The sequence below is a fragment of the Martinezella sp. CNPSo 3795 genome, assembly GCF_057784475.1.
The window spans coordinates 489,191-507,538 of record NZ_JBXSOQ010000003.1 but is presented as its reverse complement, the minus strand read 5'-3'; the positions used below and the strand labels follow the sequence as shown (position 1 = coordinate 507,538).

The window sequence follows — 18,348 nt, the reverse complement described above, 5'->3', positions numbered from 1 at the left end:
GAATCCGCCAGCCCTATCACGTCATCGCGAGATGCCTTTGCGCTTCACGCCGTAGGTTCTGTTCAGGGTCTTTGCCGCGCCGCCGCCCTTCGTGCCCATGGCATCGCCGACCGTGTCAGAAATGACAAACTTGGTCTGCCGTGCGCCCCGCTCATCGGTTGTCTGCTCGGCTTGGACGTTGGCACCGGTGTAGTTGTGGATTTCGATCTTGCTATCGCCGCTGGAGGGATTGATGACCGTCTGCCCGCCACCGACGACGCTTCCGCGATCGTAGCCGCGATAGCCAAGCCGCATGGCTTCCACTGTGGCGACACCACCCGCACGTCGAACGTCATCCTGGCTCCAGACAACTTCACCCTTATGGACGACGCCTGCAGGTTCAAGGCGACCGCCAGGGCCTGTGAAGCCACCAACATCGTAGCCTCTCAGGAAGGAAGAATAAGTCGTGTTCGGCTTCCAAAAGATGCTGGACGGATCGGAGACGCTACCCCCGAAAAGCGAGGTGAAGAAGTTCGAGGTGCCGCTGATCAGCGAGCCGAAGATGCCACCGCCACTCGCAGTCATGCCGCCACCATTGAAGGCGGAGCCGAGGTTCTGACCAAACTGCCCGAGGCCGTTGCCGAAGACGCCCAGGTTCTGTGTTGCACCGGCCGATCCGGCAGCAAGTTTCGTGAGGGCTTGTGCGGCCTGATTTCCCGACGACTGGATGCCCGGCCAGAGGGATGCCTGTGCCGAGGTCAGGCCGTTCGCCCAGGAGCCGCCGCCCATGCCGACCTTGTTGCCGCCCAGATCGAAATGCATCAGATCCATCGCGCCGTACTTGCCTGGACCGCCGCTGAAGTATCCGCCCCAGCGGAATTGGTCCGCCAGCTCGGGATATTTCTCCATCTGCACCTGGCGAGCGACCTGGGCGAAGCGTTCGTAAGAGCCGAAGGTCGACGGATCCTGATAGTTGTTGAGGATCTTGCCGGTCGCAAGATCGGTCAACTGGATGTCGTCCGCCATTCCCTTCCCATGGAAGCGGGGATCGCCGGCACGATAGCCCGAGATCGCCTGTACGCCGTAACCGGGCATACGCAGCGCGGCAAGGTTCATGATGTCCGTCAGGCGCGGATCGACGTTGGCACCCTTGTAATTGCCACCGAAGGTGAGCGCATTGCCGACACCAGCCAATGGGTTGCTGGCAACGACGCCAAGAGCGTTGTTGTTCGCCGCCTGCGGAATGAGCGAGCCGGCGCCGGCCGTTATGCCGCCGTTGATCATGACGGAGCCTGCAGTAACCGCCATTGAGGCGACGGACTGACCGCCACCGAACATCTGTTTGAAGACGCCGGTCATGCCGCCCGTATCGGCAAGGGTGCCGTAGTTTGAGCCGGTCAGCGCGTTCTTCAGCGGATTGGTCACACCCAACTGAAGAAGGGTCTTTTTCGCATCCTCGGCTATACTGTCGAGAGCACCTTTGAAATCGCCGGAGCTGAGTTTATCGACAGCGCTGTCTATCGCGTCTTCTTCGGCACGACGGATCGTGTTCCAGGCATCTGTGGTGCGGGCAAGCTGCTGGTTCCATTCGGCCTGGGCGGTAGCGGCCGCGCGAATTCCTTTGGCTCGATCGCCGCTGGGATCGGTGCCCAACTCGCGAATTTTCGCCTCTGCATCATATTGCGCGAGCGCGAGCGCCTGGTCATTGGTACCACGGCCGGCAATGGAGGTCTGGAACCGCAGGCGATCAACATTGCGCTGCTGATCGCTCAAATAGCTCGCGGCATTCGCGTCACGCTGCGCCTGCGCCATGCCGTCATAGGCGGAACGAAGCTTGGTGATCGTATCCAGCAGTGCCGCGCGCTCTGCTCCCTCGGCCTTGGCGGCGGCGAGAATGAGCGGGCGCAATGCGAGTTCAGTCTGCAGCTGCGTGTTCGCCTGATCCGCCGTGATAGTGCCGGCGGCAACCTGGGCACTCAGCTTTGTGCGGATGTCGATCTCCGCCTGCATGTCGCCGGACTGCGTCTGCGCGGTCGAGATGGTCTCCTGAATGACCTTATTGCGTGCTCGCCCGACCGCAGCCTCCAGTTCACTCGTCTTGATCTCCTGGTCGGACAGCTGAAGGCGCGTGCGGCGCGCTTCTAACTCCGCCCTGATCAGGGGGTTGCGCTCATTCTGGATCTGAATGTCGAGGCGATCCAACTGTGCAGCGTTGGCCTGCTTGTTGATCAATGCGTCGAGGGCGCGTTCCTGGGCCGCGATCGCAGTTGTGATCCGCTGGCGCTGCGTGTCATCGATGCCCGACACATTCAAACCGGAGCGCATCGCAGCAATGCTGTTCCGATAGGCTTCAATCCGCAAAGAATCATTGTTGGAAGCGGAGGCATCGGCATTGCTGGTCGCGGCCTGGCTCAACCTGATATCGTTCGCTGCCTTTTGGCGAGCGGCAGCTTCCTCATCGCGCTTTTTTATTTGGGCTTGTATGTCGTCAATAGCGCTCTGAGCGGAACTTCCCACACCAAAGAACCGCGCTAGGGGATCATTCTTTGTGCCCTGAAGGCGCGCCTGTTGCAAAGCAAGCTGATCTTCTAACGATGGACCCGAAACGGCTCTGTCGACGGTTCGTCCGATCCAGTCCCATGCATTGCTGGAGTTCTTCGCCACAAAGTCCCAAGCACGTCCGAATGCAGTCGTGGCTTCGGCGGCGCTAGCAAGTTTCCCTGGCAGGGCGTCGAGCAAGACCGTTTGCGCCTCCGACTGCCGGTTTGAGCGGGCAAGATTGGTGGCCTGCCGAGCCGTAGCCGCGTCGATAAGGCCGTATTGCTGGTAGAGCTGCTGTGCGGCTTTCTCAGGGTCGGCAAACATCTGAGCGAGAGCCTGGCCGGCAGCGTCTGCATCGGTGCCGATCGTCGCCCCGAAATCCTTGCTGATCGAAATCAGTTTCTGGAAATTGTCGTTCCCGATCTTGCCGGTGCGAAGGAAGGCCGCTTCCATCGACTTGGCGGAGCTGACCGAGATCCCGGCAGCTGACGCGCCGGCGCGAGCAGCGGCATCCATGCTCGCTTGCGTGCCGGCGACGGCACGACCAAGGCCGGCTGCAGCCGTTTCGACTTCCTTCTCCGAAGCGAGATAGTCACCCCAGGCCTTGGCACCGAGCCCGAGGACGGCAGTCAGCCCCGCAACGCCGGCTGTTAGCGGAGTGATAAAACGTGCCGCTCCGGAGGCGAGCGAGCTGAAGTCCTTCAGCGCCGTGTTGACGCCGCCCTGTCCTGCATAGATCTGGGCAATCTGCGGAAGCTGCTGGGCCGCGATCATGCCGAGCGGCTGACCACCGATTGCGCCCTGACCAATGTCGAAGAGCTGATACGTCAGGTTCGTGCGACGGAAGTTTGCTGCAGGGCCGCTCTCTGCGGATCTGCCTTTGACCGCGTCGATCGCGCCCAGGGCGGCTTGGCGCTGGCGTGTGAGAGCCTGCGTCATCTCATCGGCCGAGATCGCCCCCAGCCTGTTGGCTTCGCGAATATCGGCGACCGCAGATTTATAGTTCGAGATGACCGCAAAGAGCGGATTGTATTTTGCTCGAAGCTGATCGAGCTGCTGACCATAAGCAGCGATATCGTCGGCGCGGGAATTGAGGTTTGCGGCCGGCTGCCCGATGCGCAGCTGCTGATCGATCAGGCGCTGGATCTGGCTGGCGCTGGCATCGGCGGCTGTACCGATGCCAGAAATCGCCTTCTGGCTCGTCTGGGCGCTCGGGCCGACTTGGCTGGTGTCAAGCGTGACAACGGCGGCAAGTCTGAGGGGCGAAGCCATCAAGTATCTCCACTATTGAGTATGGGGAGTGCGGCTTCCTCCATCACACGAATATCATCCCAGAGATCGTCCGAGAAACCGCGCCTGCGAAAGACAACGTCGCAGGCCGTATAATCGAGACCGACCCAAACCATTCCCGCCAGCCCAACCCCGCAGATGCGCCACTGCGTATCGCAAGCAAGGAAGGCCATCAGGCTTTCCCAATTGCCCCTGGCAACCGCGTCGAAATCATCGTCTTTCGACTGTTGCGGAGGAACGTTGACGCCAAACTCCGCGAACTCTTTTCGAACCTCGTCTGTCATTCGCGCGGGCCGGCGTCGATCGACCCGGCCCGTCCTGTTCATCGCCCAGCTCTTGGCTAGGCTTTCAAGTTTCCCAGGCGAGCCTTATCGTTCGAAATCGCCTGTTCGTAAGCCCCGTTCAGGCCGGCTCGGACGCGATCGAGGTTGAGCGCCATATTCAGTGCATCGGCGGTAAACGGAATCGGGTTTTCGGCCTCATCAAAGACGCCACGCCAGTTCCGGATCATGAGATGGAACATCTTCTGATCATGGGCTTCGATTTTCTTGCCGATCTTTTCAGCCTTCGCTTGAGCAGCGGCGCGGTCTTCCAGGAAGTCGGCCGCACTGGGCAACTGCTTCAACAGAGCATCACGCTCGTCCTGGTAGGGCTTCATTTCCTCCCGGCCGCGAATGACGAATTCCGCCTCGAAGGTGAATTCCTTCAGCTTGCCGGGATTGTCGTTATCGGGTTCGAGGACGGATACCGGCCACCATGCGGTCAGGGTCGGGACCAATTTGAACATATTTTAAAGTCCTTTGAAACTTACTTGACGGTGATGACGAATTCATCGTTGCCGGCGACCGGCTTGATGATCATCGGCAGCGAGTTGGTGATGATCTTCTGGCTTTCGTCGTAGCCATAGCGGCCGATCTGCACGGACGGAGCATCGAACTGGACGATGTTGCCAGCGACCGTGCCGTGCTTGGCGACCATCGCGCCCAGTGTCTTCTTTTTGGCTCTATCATCCCAGTTGATGACCGACAGAGCCTCGGCGTCCATGGTTGCACTCCCGGTCATCCGCCGATCCGTGAACTGGATCGACTCATGATTGATGAGCATTCGCGGCTGAACATCACCGCCATAATCGAACTGGAAGCTCTCGCAGGCGCCCGCATAGCCATGGAGGGTGAATGTCGTATTCGCCTTGGAAACCTCGACAGGATCGATGAATTTGGTGAGATCGACTGTCGGTGCCGGCGTATCGCTGACCGTTAGCAGAAGGCCTTGGAAGGTGAAGACGAAACGGGCGATCCCCGCAGGCTGGAATGCAAGCGTGAAGGTGCCACGCATGCCGACCATGGCGTGCTTGATGCCGTCCATAAAGTAGTAGATCGCGGCCGACTCGAAAGCCGATGAAATCGGATTGTACTTCACGTCCGTCGTGGCGGTGACCGTCTCCGCCATCGCACAGGCGCGCAGAAGCGGACCATAAGCCGGGGCATCGCCGGGCGTGCCTGCACCCGCCACTTCCACCTCGAAGCTTACTCGGCCGTAGTTGGCGGTAAAGATAGTGCCGAAGTGGCCCATATATGGCAGGAGAATGTCTCGTTCGACGTCCTGACCAACGAACGGCTCCGGCCTGAAGTTCGTCACCTGCATCGCATTCAGCAACCCGGTCGGCGTCGGGTCGGTGCCATAGACCGTTTCCATCTTCACAAGGATGGCCTTGTTTCTCGCGAACTTCGTCATCGCTTAGTTCTTTCCCTTCTTGCTGCCGGTATCGTCCTCGGCCGGGATCTCGGTCACGGCGGGCGCATCGGTTTGAGGTTCGGTGGCTGGCGCGGCTTCCGTCTGGGCAGCAGGATCGCCGGTTTGGGTAAAGGTGACGCGAGTGAGGCTCTCGTCTTTTTCGCGGCGATAGGAGCCGCCTTCCTTGGGATGCGTCATAGTTGTTCCTTCTGGTAAACGGCGGTGCCAAAGACGTCCTCGAACCAGACCATGTTGTCCCTGGCTTGCTGGATCTTTCCGACAATGTGTTCGAGCGGTTCAGCGCCGGTCGGTTTGAAGCCAAGCAGATGCTCGCGGCTCCACTTCTTCAGTGCCTCGATGTCACGCGCGGTGTCTTCATGTGTGCCGGCGTTTTCGGTGATGTAGACGATTGAGACATCAACCGCGGTGCGTTGAAGAATGGGACCAGTGGCGCGCTGGTTCTTTTCCGAAGCCTCGCCCGATACGAATACATACGCGGCCGGTATGGCAGGCGGGCGATCTGTGACCTGAGCAAGCTCGTTTGCACCCTCGACCAGCGCGAATGGCGTTCCGGCCGCGTTGAGCTGTGCTTTGATGTCGGCGATGATCACTGTGCGTCCCTCCCAAAGCCGTCCATGATGATTTCACCGATCTCTTGCCGATCGGCGTCGTTGATCCCGAAAAACGGCCTTGCCGGAATTCTGACGACGTGCGCGCCGATCGTGACGTCGCGCTCGGTCGCGCCCTTGGTCCCTGCCTTGACGAAGCGGACGCCGTTCTTGCTCCTGATGCGCTTCAGGCTGAGTTTCTGGCTCCGCTCGGGTTGCTGGATCTCCGCGCCAAATTGATGGGCTCCGGCGCGGATATCATTCGTGCCGGCAGCGGCGCTGGTCGCATCCGAGCGGGTGGTCAGCGAGCCATAGAGCCGCGCTGTATCCCGGAGAATGTGTTCGTAGCCGCGAACGGCCCGACCACGGCCGGCGCGTCGATTGGCGGTGCGCGGTGATAGACCCTGCCATTTCTGGCCATCGGGTCCGGTCTCACGCTCAAATCGTTGCTGGGTCGACGTAAGCAGGTAGCCAGCGACACCGCTCATGATCTCGGCCGGATTTTCGGCGGTTTCGAGCATCCGTGTCAGTGCTGGCGTCAGCTCGTCTTTGATCTCAATCGAGGCTCCGGACATCTCAATAGCCCCTCAAGGTATGGCGCGAGAACACACGCTCCGGAGCGATGATCTGAACCTGACCGCCGCCTGCAGAGGGCGGTATGTCGCCGGTCACCGGATCATTGAGCTGGACGAGCCCCTTCGAAATATCCTTCAGCCAAGAGAGCGCCTGGTCGTAGGCGCGCTGGACAGGGCTGTCCTTTTCGACGCCACGCGCATGGAGATAGTAGCGGGCGATATCGGCCGTCGCCTTGGTGAGCGTTGGCGGCACTTCGGCAAGCGGCAGACTGTAGACCTTGCCGATATAGCCGTCCGCCAATGCGGTGGCATCGGTGAGCGCGCGATCGACAACGACATCGTCGATCGTCGAGGCAGGCGTGTTTGTACGGTCGGTGAGCTGCGTCAGCTCCTTCTCGCCAAATCGGTCTATCAAATCCTGCTTCGTGCAATAGGTCATTGGTCCTGTCTCGAAATATTGCCGCTGTTTGCTCGTGGTCCGCACTCACAAGGTCAGGCTTCGGGGTTTGTCCGGGTGTCTGCCGTCGCGCCCCTCGCGGCTCTCCTCCCTGAAATCAGGCGTCGGTCGACTTCTTGTCCGAGCCGTCGTCTTCGGGCGCCGGCACGAAATCCGACGTCAGCGTCGGGTCGGCAAGGATCTGCTCGATCTGCTCTGGCCGGGTGAAGCTCTCCAGGTCGTGGATGACCGCGCCCTTGACGTGGGCGATGCCACCACGACGAAAGCCATCGACGGCCGAGACCACACGAAGGAACGGACGCTCGACGCCGTCCCATGCCTTCATGAGCGCATAGGTCAGCGGATACTTGGCCTTGAATTCTTCCTCGCGGCTCTTCAGCAGCTCGGTCAAGGCTCCATCATTTTCGGTTACGGCAGATGCACTGTTTTTCGGTGGCATGTTCAGTCCTCTTCGGTTCCTGGTGAAAAAGCCGCCATCCGGCTCTTGCATCAGGAACCGCCAGCTCTCGCTGACGGCTCCCGGCCTTGGGAGGCCGATGATCAGTCAAGCCAGGGAACGACCAGGACTTCAGCCGTGCCGAACCATTCGTTGGTACCGCCGCCGTCTTTGAGGGAATTACCCACAATCCTACGCGCCGCGCCTTCGTTGGAGGAACCGACGACCAGGAGTCGTGGTTTGATAGCAAGCTTGCGGCCGTAATCGGTTTCCATGCTGGTCAGTGCAACGCGGGCCGTCTCATAGTGAGCAGCGTCAAGCGTCTGCTTTGAACCCCATGCCTGTTGCCAGAAGCCAAAACCTACGTTGCAGCGGCCATCGACGCCGTAGATGTACTCTTTTCTGAAGAAAACATTGTCGTCTTCTTCCTTGTCCTTCTTCACCAGATTGGTGAACGCTCGTCGGTCCTGATAGATCAGCGGCTTGAGCGCGCGCGTATCGTCCACCAGGAACCATGCAGCGCCGGAGCCGCCGTCTGTGTTGGCGACAGAGGTGACATTGCCGTTCGCGTCGATAACAGGGTGATCAGTATCGAAGAAGAACTGACCATCGTAGCACTTCGTCGCAAAGCCAGCACCCAACAGGCCCCAGACGAGCGTGTCCGGGAACTCCTGAGCATTCTGGCCCAACTGTTGGAACATCGGCGCGTAGATGCCAAGGTTGTCGTCATCGAAGTCGTCACGGTCGACGCCGATCGTCGTTTCGAACGACTTGTTCTTGATCGAGTAGCCATGGCTCGCGAGGCCGTTGACGACACGATCGCCGATCCATTCGCGCATCTGCGGGAACTGACCGAGCCAGCCATATTCGTTCGTTTTTGTGGTGGAGGTAACGCGAGTTGCGATGCGTTGCCACATCGGAGTGGCGAGTGCGAGGCCGGCCTGGAACGCTGCATTGAAGCCAACGTTCGCCGACTGAAGAGCTTCGCGGGTGATCTGCATGAATGGTCCCCTTTAAGAGATCTTGACCCACACGCCCTGGGCGTCGACATCGTAGATCTTGCCGGCGACGGGACGAGCGGAGGAGTTGGAGGTTTTGGCGACCGTCTGATCGTCGACCGCGTAGCAGTCGGCGGTGATATCGGTGATCGCGATGGCGTCGGTCGACGTCGAGTTGTTGAACCGGAAGATGCCCGGCTTCACGTCGCCACGGACGGAGCCGTCAGCGCCGGTATTGATGATCTGCCGTTCGTTGCGACCGACAACCTTGAGAGCAGCAACGGACGCGGCCGGCACCAGCATGCCAGTTGCGTCGATAGCGACCATCGCACCGGCATAGAGAGTTACTCCTGCCTTCACCGGAAAATTCCGGTTGTCGCCAGAACGCTGCGGCGTGTTGCGATCTGCCGAGAGAGCCGTCATGCATCACCGCCTTTCTTGGCCTTCAGGAAGGCTTCTTTGGAGATACCCATCTGCCTCATGACCGCCAGATCCTCGGGCGTCAGATCGTCGTCGGCAGCCTTGCCGGCAACCGTGGTCGTTGTGCGCTGGGTTGCGGTCAGAACAGGGGAGCCCTCAACGAACGCCTTGAAACCGGCGGCATCCTTCTTGTGGTACTCCAAGCCCCAATTTTTGAGTGCGGGAGCGAGCTTGCCATCCTTGATGGCGGAGTTGACGGCGGTCTCCGCATCGTCGCCCGCCACCTTCTGCTGCAGCGCGTTTACGGCAGTCTGCAGAGCCTGGACCTGTTCGATCGGCACGAACTTCGCGGGGTCGACAGTGGTGCGGGCCGAATTGATCGCAGTTACGATTTCTTCCGGCTTCGCCGTGGCAGCGAGACCGGCCGCAACAGCGATGCTGGACGTGCTGGTCAGGGACTTGTTGATTGCGGTGAGAATAGCATTCTCATCCGCGTCCTCGGGGAGCCCCAAGGCAGCGGCAATGTTTTTCATGTCCGGTTCCTGTTGGTTGGGTTGGCTACTCGCGGCAACTGCCGCAAGATCGAGATTGGGCGTGTTGGTGAGCCCGGCCGAGATCAGGCGCAGCACCTTGCCGGACTTGTCGTGCTGATAGACCGGGGAGATGTAGCGGTACTCTTCGGCGCGGATCGACTGCGCAGCGCGGTCGGTCCACTTAATGCGGCCATAGAGACCGTCAGGGCGAGCCTGATATTCCTTGATCCAGCCAGCGGCCGGAGCCTTACCACCGACGCCGGGAATAGCGGAAAATTGCGACTGGTGATCATAGTCGACGACCAGATCCGTATTGCCGGCGCGCTGGGTCGTGGCGTCGATGACGCGGCGCATGCCATCCACGTTGTCAGTGGTATAGGGACCGCGACCGTCGCGGCCGGAAAACGACCCGGCCGGCAGCAGCATGATCCACTTGCCCTCAGAGGCGTCGGCCTCAGCGGCAGCATCCGGCCCAAGCATCACTGCATGGGCCGCAACCAGATTGGAAAAGAGGTTTGCGGTGCGTTTCGTCATGGGGCGAACATGCCCCGGCGCACCTGGTCAAAACAGCCGATAGGGTTTTCGGGTGAGGCCGGCGAATGTCGCTTACGGCTGACGGATACATATCACAGGCCCACGTAAGGGCAAGGCATCGATTTCGAACTACTTTCAAAGCCCACTGGCGCGTTTTCTTGAGTTTTTCGGCGCATCGTCCGTCCTAGATCAACAAGCGCGTGTGTGGCCGTTTATTTTGACCGCTGATCAATCCAGAGATCCAGCCAGGAGAAGATAGGAATCCCGGTCGCGTAGTTGGCGCTCATCGACGACCGAAATGCTTTTAACAGCATTGGTCACCGGAGGCGTCCGCTGCTGTGCGGAAGTGGCCAGCTTGAGAGGGAAGTCCAGTTGCAAGACAATGCGACGAGCAATCATTTCCGGGCCGCCGTAGACATAGAGCAAGGCACTCGTCCGTTTGTCGAGTAGCACCGCGTCCGGGCGGGATAGATGGAACGGCAGGCTGCGCAACAGGGAGGAACCGATGTTGCTAGACGCCATCCGCTGCAACACCGGCTGGGCAACCGTGATCGCGGCGCTCGCTGGTGGAAGGCCGCTCGACGTTAGCTTGGCGACCGTGTCCGGCTGGAGCGCGCCAACGGCAGCAACTGACCGATCCGTCTTCGCGCCGTTCATGGTGGCTTCGTACCAGGAGCGATATTCATCATCGACCGGGTTCACGAGCCATTGCGGATCCGCATTCATTTGCGCCGCCATCGCCGGGGGCGCGCTGATCAGTTTCTCGGCCGCATCCAGGGCAAGGAACCCCTGCTTGCCTGGATTGTGATCCCAGCCAGGATCGATACCGCGAGGTATTAACCGGATCTCGCCAGTGCGTCGGTTGGTGAATGGAATAAGATCGTCAGGCGGAGGCGTGAAATTCAACTGGTCGCGCATCCGATCGACATCACGATCGGAGAGGCTCTGCAGGCTGCAACGGCAGTTCCAGCCGCATGGCGGTGCCCAGGTGTCCCAATAGGGGTGATCGACGGGCAGGCATAGATTGTGGCGCTTGCGGTGTTCCGGCCGGGTGCGATCGTCGAGGATGCAGACATAGCGCAGCCAGGGGCGAAGTCTCCTGTTTCGTTCGAACGCGGTCCAATGGCCAGCCGCATAGGAGACACGCATATTCGCGTTGAAGATCAGCTGCAGGCGGCTCGTCGATCCCAGCTGCGCCGGCCGCTCTTTGCCGGTCAGCGGATCCGTGACCTTCTGGACACCCCACCAACCTTTGGCCTGCAAGAGCGGTTTCACCTGGGCGGCGAAATCCCGAAACGTCTTGCCCTCTTCAAGGCTGGTTTGAAGCCCGTCGAAAAGATCATTCAGAATATCGAAGCCGGCCGACTTGGCGACGGTGAACTGCCGAGCATGCTCCTCCGCATACACATCCTGCCAGGAGAACGAAGGCGACAAATTTTGGCCGCGTGCCTTCAGCGCCTTGATCGCATCTACCGGCTTCAGCGGCGCGAGGACGGCCGTCATGACAATGGCTCGTCCGTTTCGCCAGAGATGCGCGCCGCAAATGCGGCCCTTGCCAGCAACTGGACGAAGCTGTTTACGCCCATCGTGGCAACGCGCTTTGCCAGGATGGCCTGCGCTTCCTCGATCGAGGTGGCGGCTCCCAGCTCTTCATCCAGGCCGTCGACGATCGGAGAAGCGATTTCCTCCCAGTCTGAGCCGACGATATCGGCCGCAGCGCGGTCAATGGCGTCTGTGTCAGCCTTGCCGGAAACGCTCTGGGTCGCGATGGCGGCTGGGTTCTCCGTCGACGGCGGCGGACTGCTCGTATTGGGGCGAAGCAGCTCTTCATCTGCGCCAGGATCTGGCAGGCCAATCTTATCGCGGATGGTCGACATGCCAACCTTAAGGCCGAGCGGTACGAGCTTCGCGACATTGTCGACGAGAGCCTGTGTGTCGACTTCGTCCGGACGGCCGATCTTGATCCTGGGATACTTCTTGCGCGGGCCATTGTTGAGCGACACCAGCGGAATGACGGCATCTCGGTTGAGGCTCGCGGCAAGCTGACGGGCGTCGGCACGCTCGATATCTTCGCGCACACCATCATGGACCTTGCCAACGGCATAGCCGCCCGCCTGGGCATCAGTGGTGGCCGTCTGCCCTAGGACGAGCTTTGAGATCTGGCGATCGAGCCAATCCGCTCGACGCTCATAGAGATCCATGCTGCCGGACAGCTCCGCCTTAATAAAATCGATCTCCATGGAGGCTGGGATCATGCCGGCGAAGTCGGAGGCGATGTTCGCCAAGGCCCTCAGAAGCTTGTCTTTATCCTCGGGCGTGGCGTCGGGACCATACTTGCCGACCCTGAGTGGCTGACCGTATGCCTCGCAGAAGATCGCCCAATCGGAGACATTGAAGGCCTTGAACATGAACGCCCACGCCGCCGATCGCGCAAGACCGCCACGGACTGTCAGGCCTGACTTGATCTTTGCCCGGTGCACGATCCATTTGGCCGGCCACAGATCTTCATCGCCCGCTTCGCCGCGCAGCTTCAGTGTTTCGCCGTCGGTGCGATCAAATCGGAACCAGCGCGGATCGTTCCATTTCAGTTCGGCAATTCGCCACTGACTCTCGGACGTGTCCCAGATGATCTCGGTTGCCGAGAAGCCCTTGCCTACCGCGTCGAGAATATCGAACAGCTCATCTTCAAACGTCTCACGAGCGATGAAATCCCGAACAAGATCGGCATCCTTCTGGCTTTCAGCATCATCACCGGCTGCTTCAACAGTGATATCAAGGCCGGCGACCTGGCGCTTTCGGACACCGAGAACGCCGGCATAGTGCTCGTTGCGCTCTTCCATGTCCTCGGCAAGTTCAAGATATCGCTCCGGATCACCGTCGATCGCCTGACGCAAAATGCGGGCGAGCTTGGGCGGCGTCAGGCCGGGTGCCTGGTGATTACCATTAGGGCGGCGCACGCCAACGACGGTTGCGCCGCCTTGCTGCTGGGCCATGGCGGCTTTCTGGATAGGGCGGCCATATTGGTCGAGGATCTGGGCCATCAATAGCCTCCACGTCGGTTGCGCAGCGACGACATGCGGAATTGGCTCTCGTCATCGCCCTGCTGCTCTGAAAGTTTGTTCTTTGGAGGCGGCGCACCTTGATAGTCGTATTCACGCTTCATGCCGCGCGCGGCCTCAAGCGCCAACGCCAGCGCCCAAAAGCGGTCGGCGTGACCATCGGGAGTTCGCTCTGCTGTGAAACGGATGTTGCCGGTAACGCTGACCTGTTTGGTCACAGACCGAAGATCCGAGCGTATCCATTTGTCATAGGGGATACGCACACGACGATCCTCCATATGGGATCGAACCGGATAGGCGAGTGCTTCCTTGACACGCGGGGTGAAGGTCACCGCTTCGACAGCATGTTCGCCAAACTTAGCCTGGGCGTCGTCGGCCCAACCGATGCCAAGGCCCGTGGCGTCGAAGCAGCTGCGTCTGCAGCGTCCGATCCATGGCCAAAGTACCTTTTCCTGCTCCGGCTTGGACATGTTCTTCAACGTTTCGACGTGCCTGGTATAAAGTACGTCGCCCAGCCTCTCGACGATCCAGAGTACCGTCAGGTCATGTTTGCGCCCGATGTCGATGCCGGCATAAAGTTCCCGCCCTTCGATTTCCTGCCAGTTCGCATTGGCCGGATATTCGCAAGCGGCAATCAGGTCGTATTCCAGGAATGCCGCATTGTCGTCGGCGGGCTGGCACATGTATTCCTGGAGGAAGCTCTCCTCGTCGGCCGCGCCAGATCGAACCCAGTTGAAATACTCCCCTTCGTCCATCTCCTGACGTTCGTCGTCGGCAGGAAGGGATTGCTGGAGCTTGTAAAGGAAGCCATCGTTAAGCGCGTCTTCGAGCGTGACGCGATGCAGGCTGATCTTCTTCGGGTTCCCGCCCTCGCGGGCCTCGCGCACCAGGGTGTTGAAGAAGTTCTGCGAGCCACGATGCGTGGATATGACCTCCATCGCTCCGCCCCATGTGATACCGGGATAGGCGATCGACCAGAGCAGACGCGGATCAGGATGAAGAGCGAACTCGTCGAGAACACGGCCGCCGCGCTTGCCAGCCTGTGCGTCCGGATTGGAACTCATCGAATGGATGCGACGATCGTTGGCGAAGCGAAGCACATGCGCGGTGTGCTTCTTCTCCGGATCGATGATTTCCTCGCCAAGGTCGCGGGCAGCCAGTTCCAGGTTACCCGACCATAGCTTGCAGTCCTCCAGAAAGAGCCGGGCCTGCGCATCGTCTCGTGACGATACCCACTGATCATGACGTGCGTCTGCCAGCGCTGTGCGTGACACCGTCGCATAGGCGGTGGACCACGAGAGACCGATCTGGCGACCTTTCTCCATAAGCTTGAGGCGTGACTTGTCCGTAATCCACCGCCCTTGGTAGGGTAGGAAGATCGTAGACGGATTGGCCGGGATAATAGTTGCTCGGCCCATCAGATGATACCCAGTCGCCTATTGATCTCGTCCAATGTTTCTTGCGAGACACCGGCCTTACGAACAACTTGCCCGACCTCCTCAACGGCTTGCTGCAGCTTGGCTTTTGCTTCGTCTTCGGCTTTTCGCCGATGCTCGGCCGAATGCCGCTGGGCGATAACGGTTTCCTTGTAGGCCCTGGCCAGCTCCATGGCATTCTTGCTATCGAGCCCGTCGTGATCCAGGATCTCGTCGATGAGCGTCTTGAGGAACTCGCCCAGCACCATGTCGGACTTTCCGACTTCTTCCGGGGTCAAGCGTTCGGCAATGCCGGCGTAGATGAACTTACGCTCTTCAAGCTGCGCCGATCGGCGCGCCAGGCGCATAGAGCGACGGTTAAAAGCAGAGCGCGAAATCGGCTCAACACCCTTCACCTCGAGTCGGTCGTTCAGCTCGAACAGAATATCGGCCTGGGTGCGTTTGCGCTGGTTGAGTTCGGAGATTGCCCAGACCAGATCGTCCTGGGCCTCTTCCGGCAGTTCATCCAGGCTGGAAAGTCGGCCGCGTCCTGCCATGGCGGTTAGGCCCCTTCAGCCAGCGAAGGCCTGGTAACACCTTCCAGTGCGATTTCGCGGTCGATATGCCGCTTGCCGGTGGTGGTGAGCGTGGCAATTTTCACGGTGCCGGCCTCAACGATGCTGATGGCGCCGAGGTTCGCCAGATAGTCCATCTGTTGGTGCACCCAAGCGCGATCCTGCCGGATGGCAAAAACCGGCAGCACCGTGTCCTGAAGGACGTTGCTGGCCAGACTATCGTTGATCTGCTCTGCCAACGCCCTCAAAATAATCAGGCGGGCGTCTTCGCGAAACTTGCGGGCATAATCGATACCGAGGTTGTTGCTCATCTCTTTGCCTGTTCCATCAACAATTCATGCAGCCGCTCGCTCGTTGCGGCGATCGGCTTGAGTTTCTCTTCAAGAGTCGAGAATTTCCCGTTCATCTCAGATAGCGCCAGCTCCATGCGGTGAGTTGCATTCCGGTCTGGCAGATGCTTGATCTCGCTTTCGATCGCCTGGATCCGGCGGTCATGTTCGAGAAGACGCTTTTCGTTGATGTCCATTTCCCGGTTGAGGTCCGAGACAAGCGCCTTCATCTTTTCGGCGAAGTCCTTCAGGTCTTTGGCGAGCTGCTTTTCTCCGGACGAAAAATAGCCTTTGGCATGCCCCAACAGACTTAGGGTCGCCAGTGCCAGATTGAGGTAGAGGAGCGTCGATTCTGGCATCATCGGCAGTAGACTTCCCGTTCAAAATCGGTCTGGCATTCCAGGCAGCGGGTGGCGGAGGGATAGACGCGGAGGCGAGCGGGTGAGATGCTGCAATCGCAATCTTTGCAGCGAACACGGCCCGTCAGTGTCAGGGCGCGAGAGGCCGCAGCAATCTGCGCCTCTCGCTCCTCTTCAGTGCGCCGATCGGCGAGCTCGAAATCGCGCTCCGACATCATCAGCCCGGAGAGCTTGCCGCGACAGGTGGTGCGATATTCAGCGCGACGGCGGCCGGCACCAATGATGGCAGCTTCGATAGGATGATGTGCTCCAGCGCCTGGTCATCGACACCCAAGGCTGCGACGGTGTCCGGGTTCTTGGCCTTCACATATGCGATCGCATCCGCGATCACGCTTGCCGAGGCGGCAAGTGAGGGCGGCGCGCCTAGCTTCGCAAAGGCATATTTCAGCCCGTTCTCAGCAGCGAAATGGAGCGCGTCACGTAACTGGCCCTCGACTTTGAGGCGCGTGGCCTGATCGGTGATGCCGAGCAACTGAATGATCCGGGTAATGGCCCATGTCACCAGAACGCTGAGCAGCGCCTCGACGAATGGGACGCCGTAGGACATGATGACAGCAATAAGCGACTGATTGTCGGAGGGCACCGCAGCGTCGGCGGCAAAAACGAACCGCATACCGATGCCTAGGAAAGCGATCGCTGCAGTGGCGAAGAGGAAGAAGCGAAGCGGGAAATGCCGCTCGACCTCAAAGAAGAACTTGCTCATCTGAGTTCCTGAAGTTGGGAGTTTAGTGGGAACCGCCCGCCTTGGCGCGGGCGGCGTTGATCGCATTCAGCGCATCGAGGACCTTCTGCGGCGCGCTCTGCAGCGTGACGGACGAAGGGTCTGCGCAGAATTTCTCGGCTGCTGCGAAGGCTTCCTCTTCCGCATCAACGACGGATTGCGGGATCTTGAAAACGATCTTGAGGAAACTGAAGGCAAGGTCAGCGGCCTCGACCTTCGGGCAGTATTCGGCAAGGCCGGTCTGGATCTTGCCATTGACCTGATCGACCTTTTCCGTAGTGACGCAGCTCGTCACGCTGGCGGCCGCAAGAGACAGGGCGGCGATCGCCGCAATGGATGCGATGCGCAATGGAGCCTCCTAGGCTTCGTTGTTGGAGAGTTCACCGTTGACGGTCAGGTAGACGCGACCACCGACTGGAGCTTCACCGGTGGCAGGCCACCGAACATCTTCCAGCCGGCCTTTCTCGATACGAGTTATCGAGACGCTATTGCTCTGATTGCCACCGAGGACATGATAGGCGGTACCGTCTTCGCCGACGTACATTCCGACGTGGCCGCCGCCCGTACGGTGGAAGGTGAGGATCGCGCCCAGGACAGGCGTCTTGAGCTGCTTGCCGAACGTAGACCAGTTGAGAGCGCCAAGGGGATTGGCCGGAAGGTGCTCGGTTGGTAGGGTCTCGCCAACGCAGTGCGCAATGAAAAGGCCGCACCACGGAATATCGTCGTTGTTGTAGAAGCTCTTGATCCAACCACCGAGCTTCTGCGCCCAGGAGATGATGGTCGAATTGGATTTCGCCCCCGCAATCTCCTTCAACCCCATAAAGCGACGAGCTTCGCGCATCCACACCGGCTCCATGGGAGCGTCCGGAACAATCTGGTAGGTCGTAGAACTGGAGGGCGGGTCCTGGCGCAGCTGGCTGACGGTTTCCGCCGTCGCCGTGCCCGTCACCTTCAGATGATTCTTTTGCTGGAAGGCTGAAAGGCCGATGCTGATCGCACGGGCCGTTGAGGTGCCGGCCGCAGCCGAGTAGAAGCCGCGCGCTCTAAGCCGTGCGACCAGCCATTCATCGAAAGTCATGCGATGCCCCTAGCGTTAAAAGAAAAAGCCGGACAAAGCCGGCTTTGCTGAGGGGAATTTGCTCGTTATGGCCGCATCAAAACAGCCGGAAGGGTTTTCGGGTCAGTTGCCAAAAAGATCGAGCTGAGTGCTTTCGCCGACTTTGAGCCATTTGCGGACGGTGACGTGGGTCGTGTGCAGTTGGCGGGCGATGTCGTTCGTCGTGAGCCCCTTATTATACTTTAAATGCGCAGCGATAAAGGGCTTTCCTGTCGGGCACATAAAGCCCCCTGCGCCGACTTCTTTCGCGAGCGCGATTGTCGCATCGCGGCCTACCGCCTCGACGACTGGTGATCGCGACTGCGGATTTTCCGAGAGGTAAATGTAAGAACCGCCGAAGGCTAGAAGGAAGGTAACGGCCTTCTCAATGCCGATCGCAGTCACATACGGCTGGAGGTGTGCGGGAACGCGGATCTCAGCCACGGCACACCTCCAGCTTCTGTTCGATGACCAGGATCTGCGAAGTCACGGCTTTCAGTTCTCCGATGGTTTCGTACTTGCGGCGCTCATGTGGCCGCATGGTTTGAAGGCGTTTCAAAAGGGCTTCACGGCGGTTTCGAAGCCCCATCAATTCGTCATTGAGAAAGAGAGGCAGGACCGCTGTCATG

Annotated in this window: 24 protein-coding genes; all 24 read right to left on the bottom strand. The window is 59.8% G+C overall.

The genetic code is table 11. The features are described from left to right. Positions 1-21: 21 nt before the first annotated feature. Complete coding sequence (locus AC13QY_RS12180) at positions 22-3,792, bottom strand: phage tail length tape measure family protein (protein WP_488493524.1); 3,771 nt, start codon at positions 3,790-3,792, stop codon at positions 22-24. After that, the gene (locus tag AC13QY_RS12175; protein WP_488493523.1) at positions 3,792-4,094 is read right to left on the bottom strand and encodes a DUF1799 domain-containing protein; all 303 of its coding nucleotides are present in this window, start codon (positions 4,092-4,094) and stop codon (positions 3,792-3,794) included. Before AC13QY_RS12175 ends, AC13QY_RS12180 begins: the two co-directional genes overlap by 1 nt. Before the next feature lie 56 nt (positions 4,095-4,150). Beyond that, positions 4,151-4,597, bottom strand: a complete 447-nt coding sequence (locus AC13QY_RS12170; protein ID WP_488493522.1) for a hypothetical protein — start codon at positions 4,595-4,597, stop codon at positions 4,151-4,153. A gap of 20 nt (positions 4,598-4,617) precedes the next feature. Then, positions 4,618-5,544 carry a phage tail tube protein gene (locus AC13QY_RS12165; RefSeq protein ID WP_488493521.1) on the bottom strand — a complete coding sequence of 309 codons (927 nt, stop codon included), beginning with the start codon at positions 5,542-5,544 and terminating at the stop codon, positions 4,618-4,620. Positions 5,545-5,547: 3 nt separating this feature from the next. Then, complete coding sequence (locus tag AC13QY_RS12160; RefSeq protein WP_488493520.1) at positions 5,548-5,742, bottom strand: hypothetical protein; 195 nt, start codon at positions 5,740-5,742, stop codon at positions 5,548-5,550. Continuing rightward, a complete protein-coding gene (locus AC13QY_RS12155) occupies positions 5,739-6,155 on the bottom strand; it encodes a phage tail terminator protein (protein ID WP_488493519.1) in 417 nt (138 codons plus the stop codon). The genes AC13QY_RS12160 and AC13QY_RS12155 overlap by 4 nt, the downstream gene beginning before the upstream one ends. Then, positions 6,152-6,727 (bottom strand): phage virion morphogenesis protein, encoded by a 576-nt coding sequence (locus tag AC13QY_RS12150; RefSeq protein ID WP_488493518.1) that lies wholly within the window; start codon positions 6,725-6,727, stop codon positions 6,152-6,154. Before AC13QY_RS12150 ends, AC13QY_RS12155 begins: the two co-directional genes overlap by 4 nt. A gap of 1 nt (position 6,728) precedes the next feature. Then, positions 6,729-7,166, bottom strand: coding sequence for a gp436 family protein (locus AC13QY_RS12145; RefSeq protein ID WP_488493517.1), 438 nt, complete (start codon positions 7,164-7,166; stop codon positions 6,729-6,731). 115 nt (positions 7,167-7,281) lie between these two features. Next, the gene (locus AC13QY_RS12140) at positions 7,282-7,623 is read right to left on the bottom strand and encodes an HI1506-related protein (RefSeq protein WP_488493516.1); all 342 of its coding nucleotides are present in this window, start codon (positions 7,621-7,623) and stop codon (positions 7,282-7,284) included. Positions 7,624-7,724: 101 nt separating this feature from the next. Then, the gene (locus AC13QY_RS12135) at positions 7,725-8,621 is read right to left on the bottom strand and encodes a Mu-like prophage major head subunit gpT family protein (RefSeq protein ID WP_488493515.1); all 897 of its coding nucleotides are present in this window, start codon (positions 8,619-8,621) and stop codon (positions 7,725-7,727) included. A gap of 12 nt (positions 8,622-8,633) precedes the next feature. Next, positions 8,634-9,041, bottom strand: coding sequence for a hypothetical protein (locus tag AC13QY_RS12130; protein WP_488493514.1), 408 nt, complete (start codon positions 9,039-9,041; stop codon positions 8,634-8,636). After that, positions 9,038-10,105 (bottom strand): phage protease, encoded by a 1,068-nt coding sequence (locus tag AC13QY_RS12125; protein WP_488493513.1) that lies wholly within the window; start codon positions 10,103-10,105, stop codon positions 9,038-9,040. Before AC13QY_RS12125 ends, AC13QY_RS12130 begins: the two co-directional genes overlap by 4 nt. A gap of 228 nt (positions 10,106-10,333) precedes the next feature. Next, entirely contained in the window at positions 10,334-11,608 is a 1,275-nt protein-coding gene (locus AC13QY_RS12120) for a phage head morphogenesis protein (RefSeq protein WP_488493512.1), read from the bottom strand. Then, complete coding sequence (locus tag AC13QY_RS12115) at positions 11,605-13,146, bottom strand: DUF935 domain-containing protein (RefSeq protein WP_488493511.1); 1,542 nt, start codon at positions 13,144-13,146, stop codon at positions 11,605-11,607. Before AC13QY_RS12115 ends, AC13QY_RS12120 begins: the two co-directional genes overlap by 4 nt. After that, positions 13,146-14,582, bottom strand: a complete 1,437-nt coding sequence (locus AC13QY_RS12110) for a phage terminase large subunit family protein (RefSeq protein WP_488493510.1) — start codon at positions 14,580-14,582, stop codon at positions 13,146-13,148. Before AC13QY_RS12110 ends, AC13QY_RS12115 begins: the two co-directional genes overlap by 1 nt. Next, entirely contained in the window at positions 14,582-15,136 is a 555-nt protein-coding gene (locus AC13QY_RS12105) for a phage protein Gp27 family protein (RefSeq protein WP_488493509.1), read from the bottom strand. Before AC13QY_RS12105 ends, AC13QY_RS12110 begins: the two co-directional genes overlap by 1 nt. A 5-nt stretch (positions 15,137-15,141) precedes the next feature. Beyond that, complete coding sequence (locus AC13QY_RS12100) at positions 15,142-15,465, bottom strand: VpaChn25_0724 family phage protein (RefSeq protein ID WP_488493508.1); 324 nt, start codon at positions 15,463-15,465, stop codon at positions 15,142-15,144. Continuing rightward, the gene (locus tag AC13QY_RS12095) at positions 15,462-15,845 is read right to left on the bottom strand and encodes a DUF2730 family protein (RefSeq protein WP_488493507.1); all 384 of its coding nucleotides are present in this window, start codon (positions 15,843-15,845) and stop codon (positions 15,462-15,464) included. Before AC13QY_RS12095 ends, AC13QY_RS12100 begins: the two co-directional genes overlap by 4 nt. Then, positions 15,842-16,057 (bottom strand): TraR/DksA C4-type zinc finger protein, encoded by a 216-nt coding sequence (locus AC13QY_RS12090; RefSeq protein ID WP_488493506.1) that lies wholly within the window; start codon positions 16,055-16,057, stop codon positions 15,842-15,844. Before AC13QY_RS12090 ends, AC13QY_RS12095 begins: the two co-directional genes overlap by 4 nt. Positions 16,058-16,059: 2 nt before the next feature. Then, on the bottom strand, positions 16,060-16,605 hold the full coding sequence (locus AC13QY_RS12085; protein WP_488493505.1) for a hypothetical protein: 546 nt from the start codon (positions 16,603-16,605) through the stop codon (positions 16,060-16,062). A gap of 22 nt (positions 16,606-16,627) precedes the next feature. Continuing rightward, complete coding sequence (locus AC13QY_RS12080) at positions 16,628-16,972, bottom strand: hypothetical protein (RefSeq protein WP_488493504.1); 345 nt, start codon at positions 16,970-16,972, stop codon at positions 16,628-16,630. Positions 16,973-16,981: 9 nt separating this feature from the next. Next, positions 16,982-17,701, bottom strand: coding sequence for an NlpC/P60 family protein (locus tag AC13QY_RS12075; protein ID WP_488493503.1), 720 nt, complete (start codon positions 17,699-17,701; stop codon positions 16,982-16,984). 102 nt (positions 17,702-17,803) lie between these two features. After that, the gene (locus tag AC13QY_RS12070; protein WP_488493502.1) at positions 17,804-18,163 is read right to left on the bottom strand and encodes a hypothetical protein; all 360 of its coding nucleotides are present in this window, start codon (positions 18,161-18,163) and stop codon (positions 17,804-17,806) included. Then, positions 18,156-18,347, bottom strand: a complete 192-nt coding sequence (locus tag AC13QY_RS12065) for a hypothetical protein (protein ID WP_488493501.1) — start codon at positions 18,345-18,347, stop codon at positions 18,156-18,158. Before AC13QY_RS12065 ends, AC13QY_RS12070 begins: the two co-directional genes overlap by 8 nt. Between the last annotated feature and the right edge of the window lies 1 nt (position 18,348).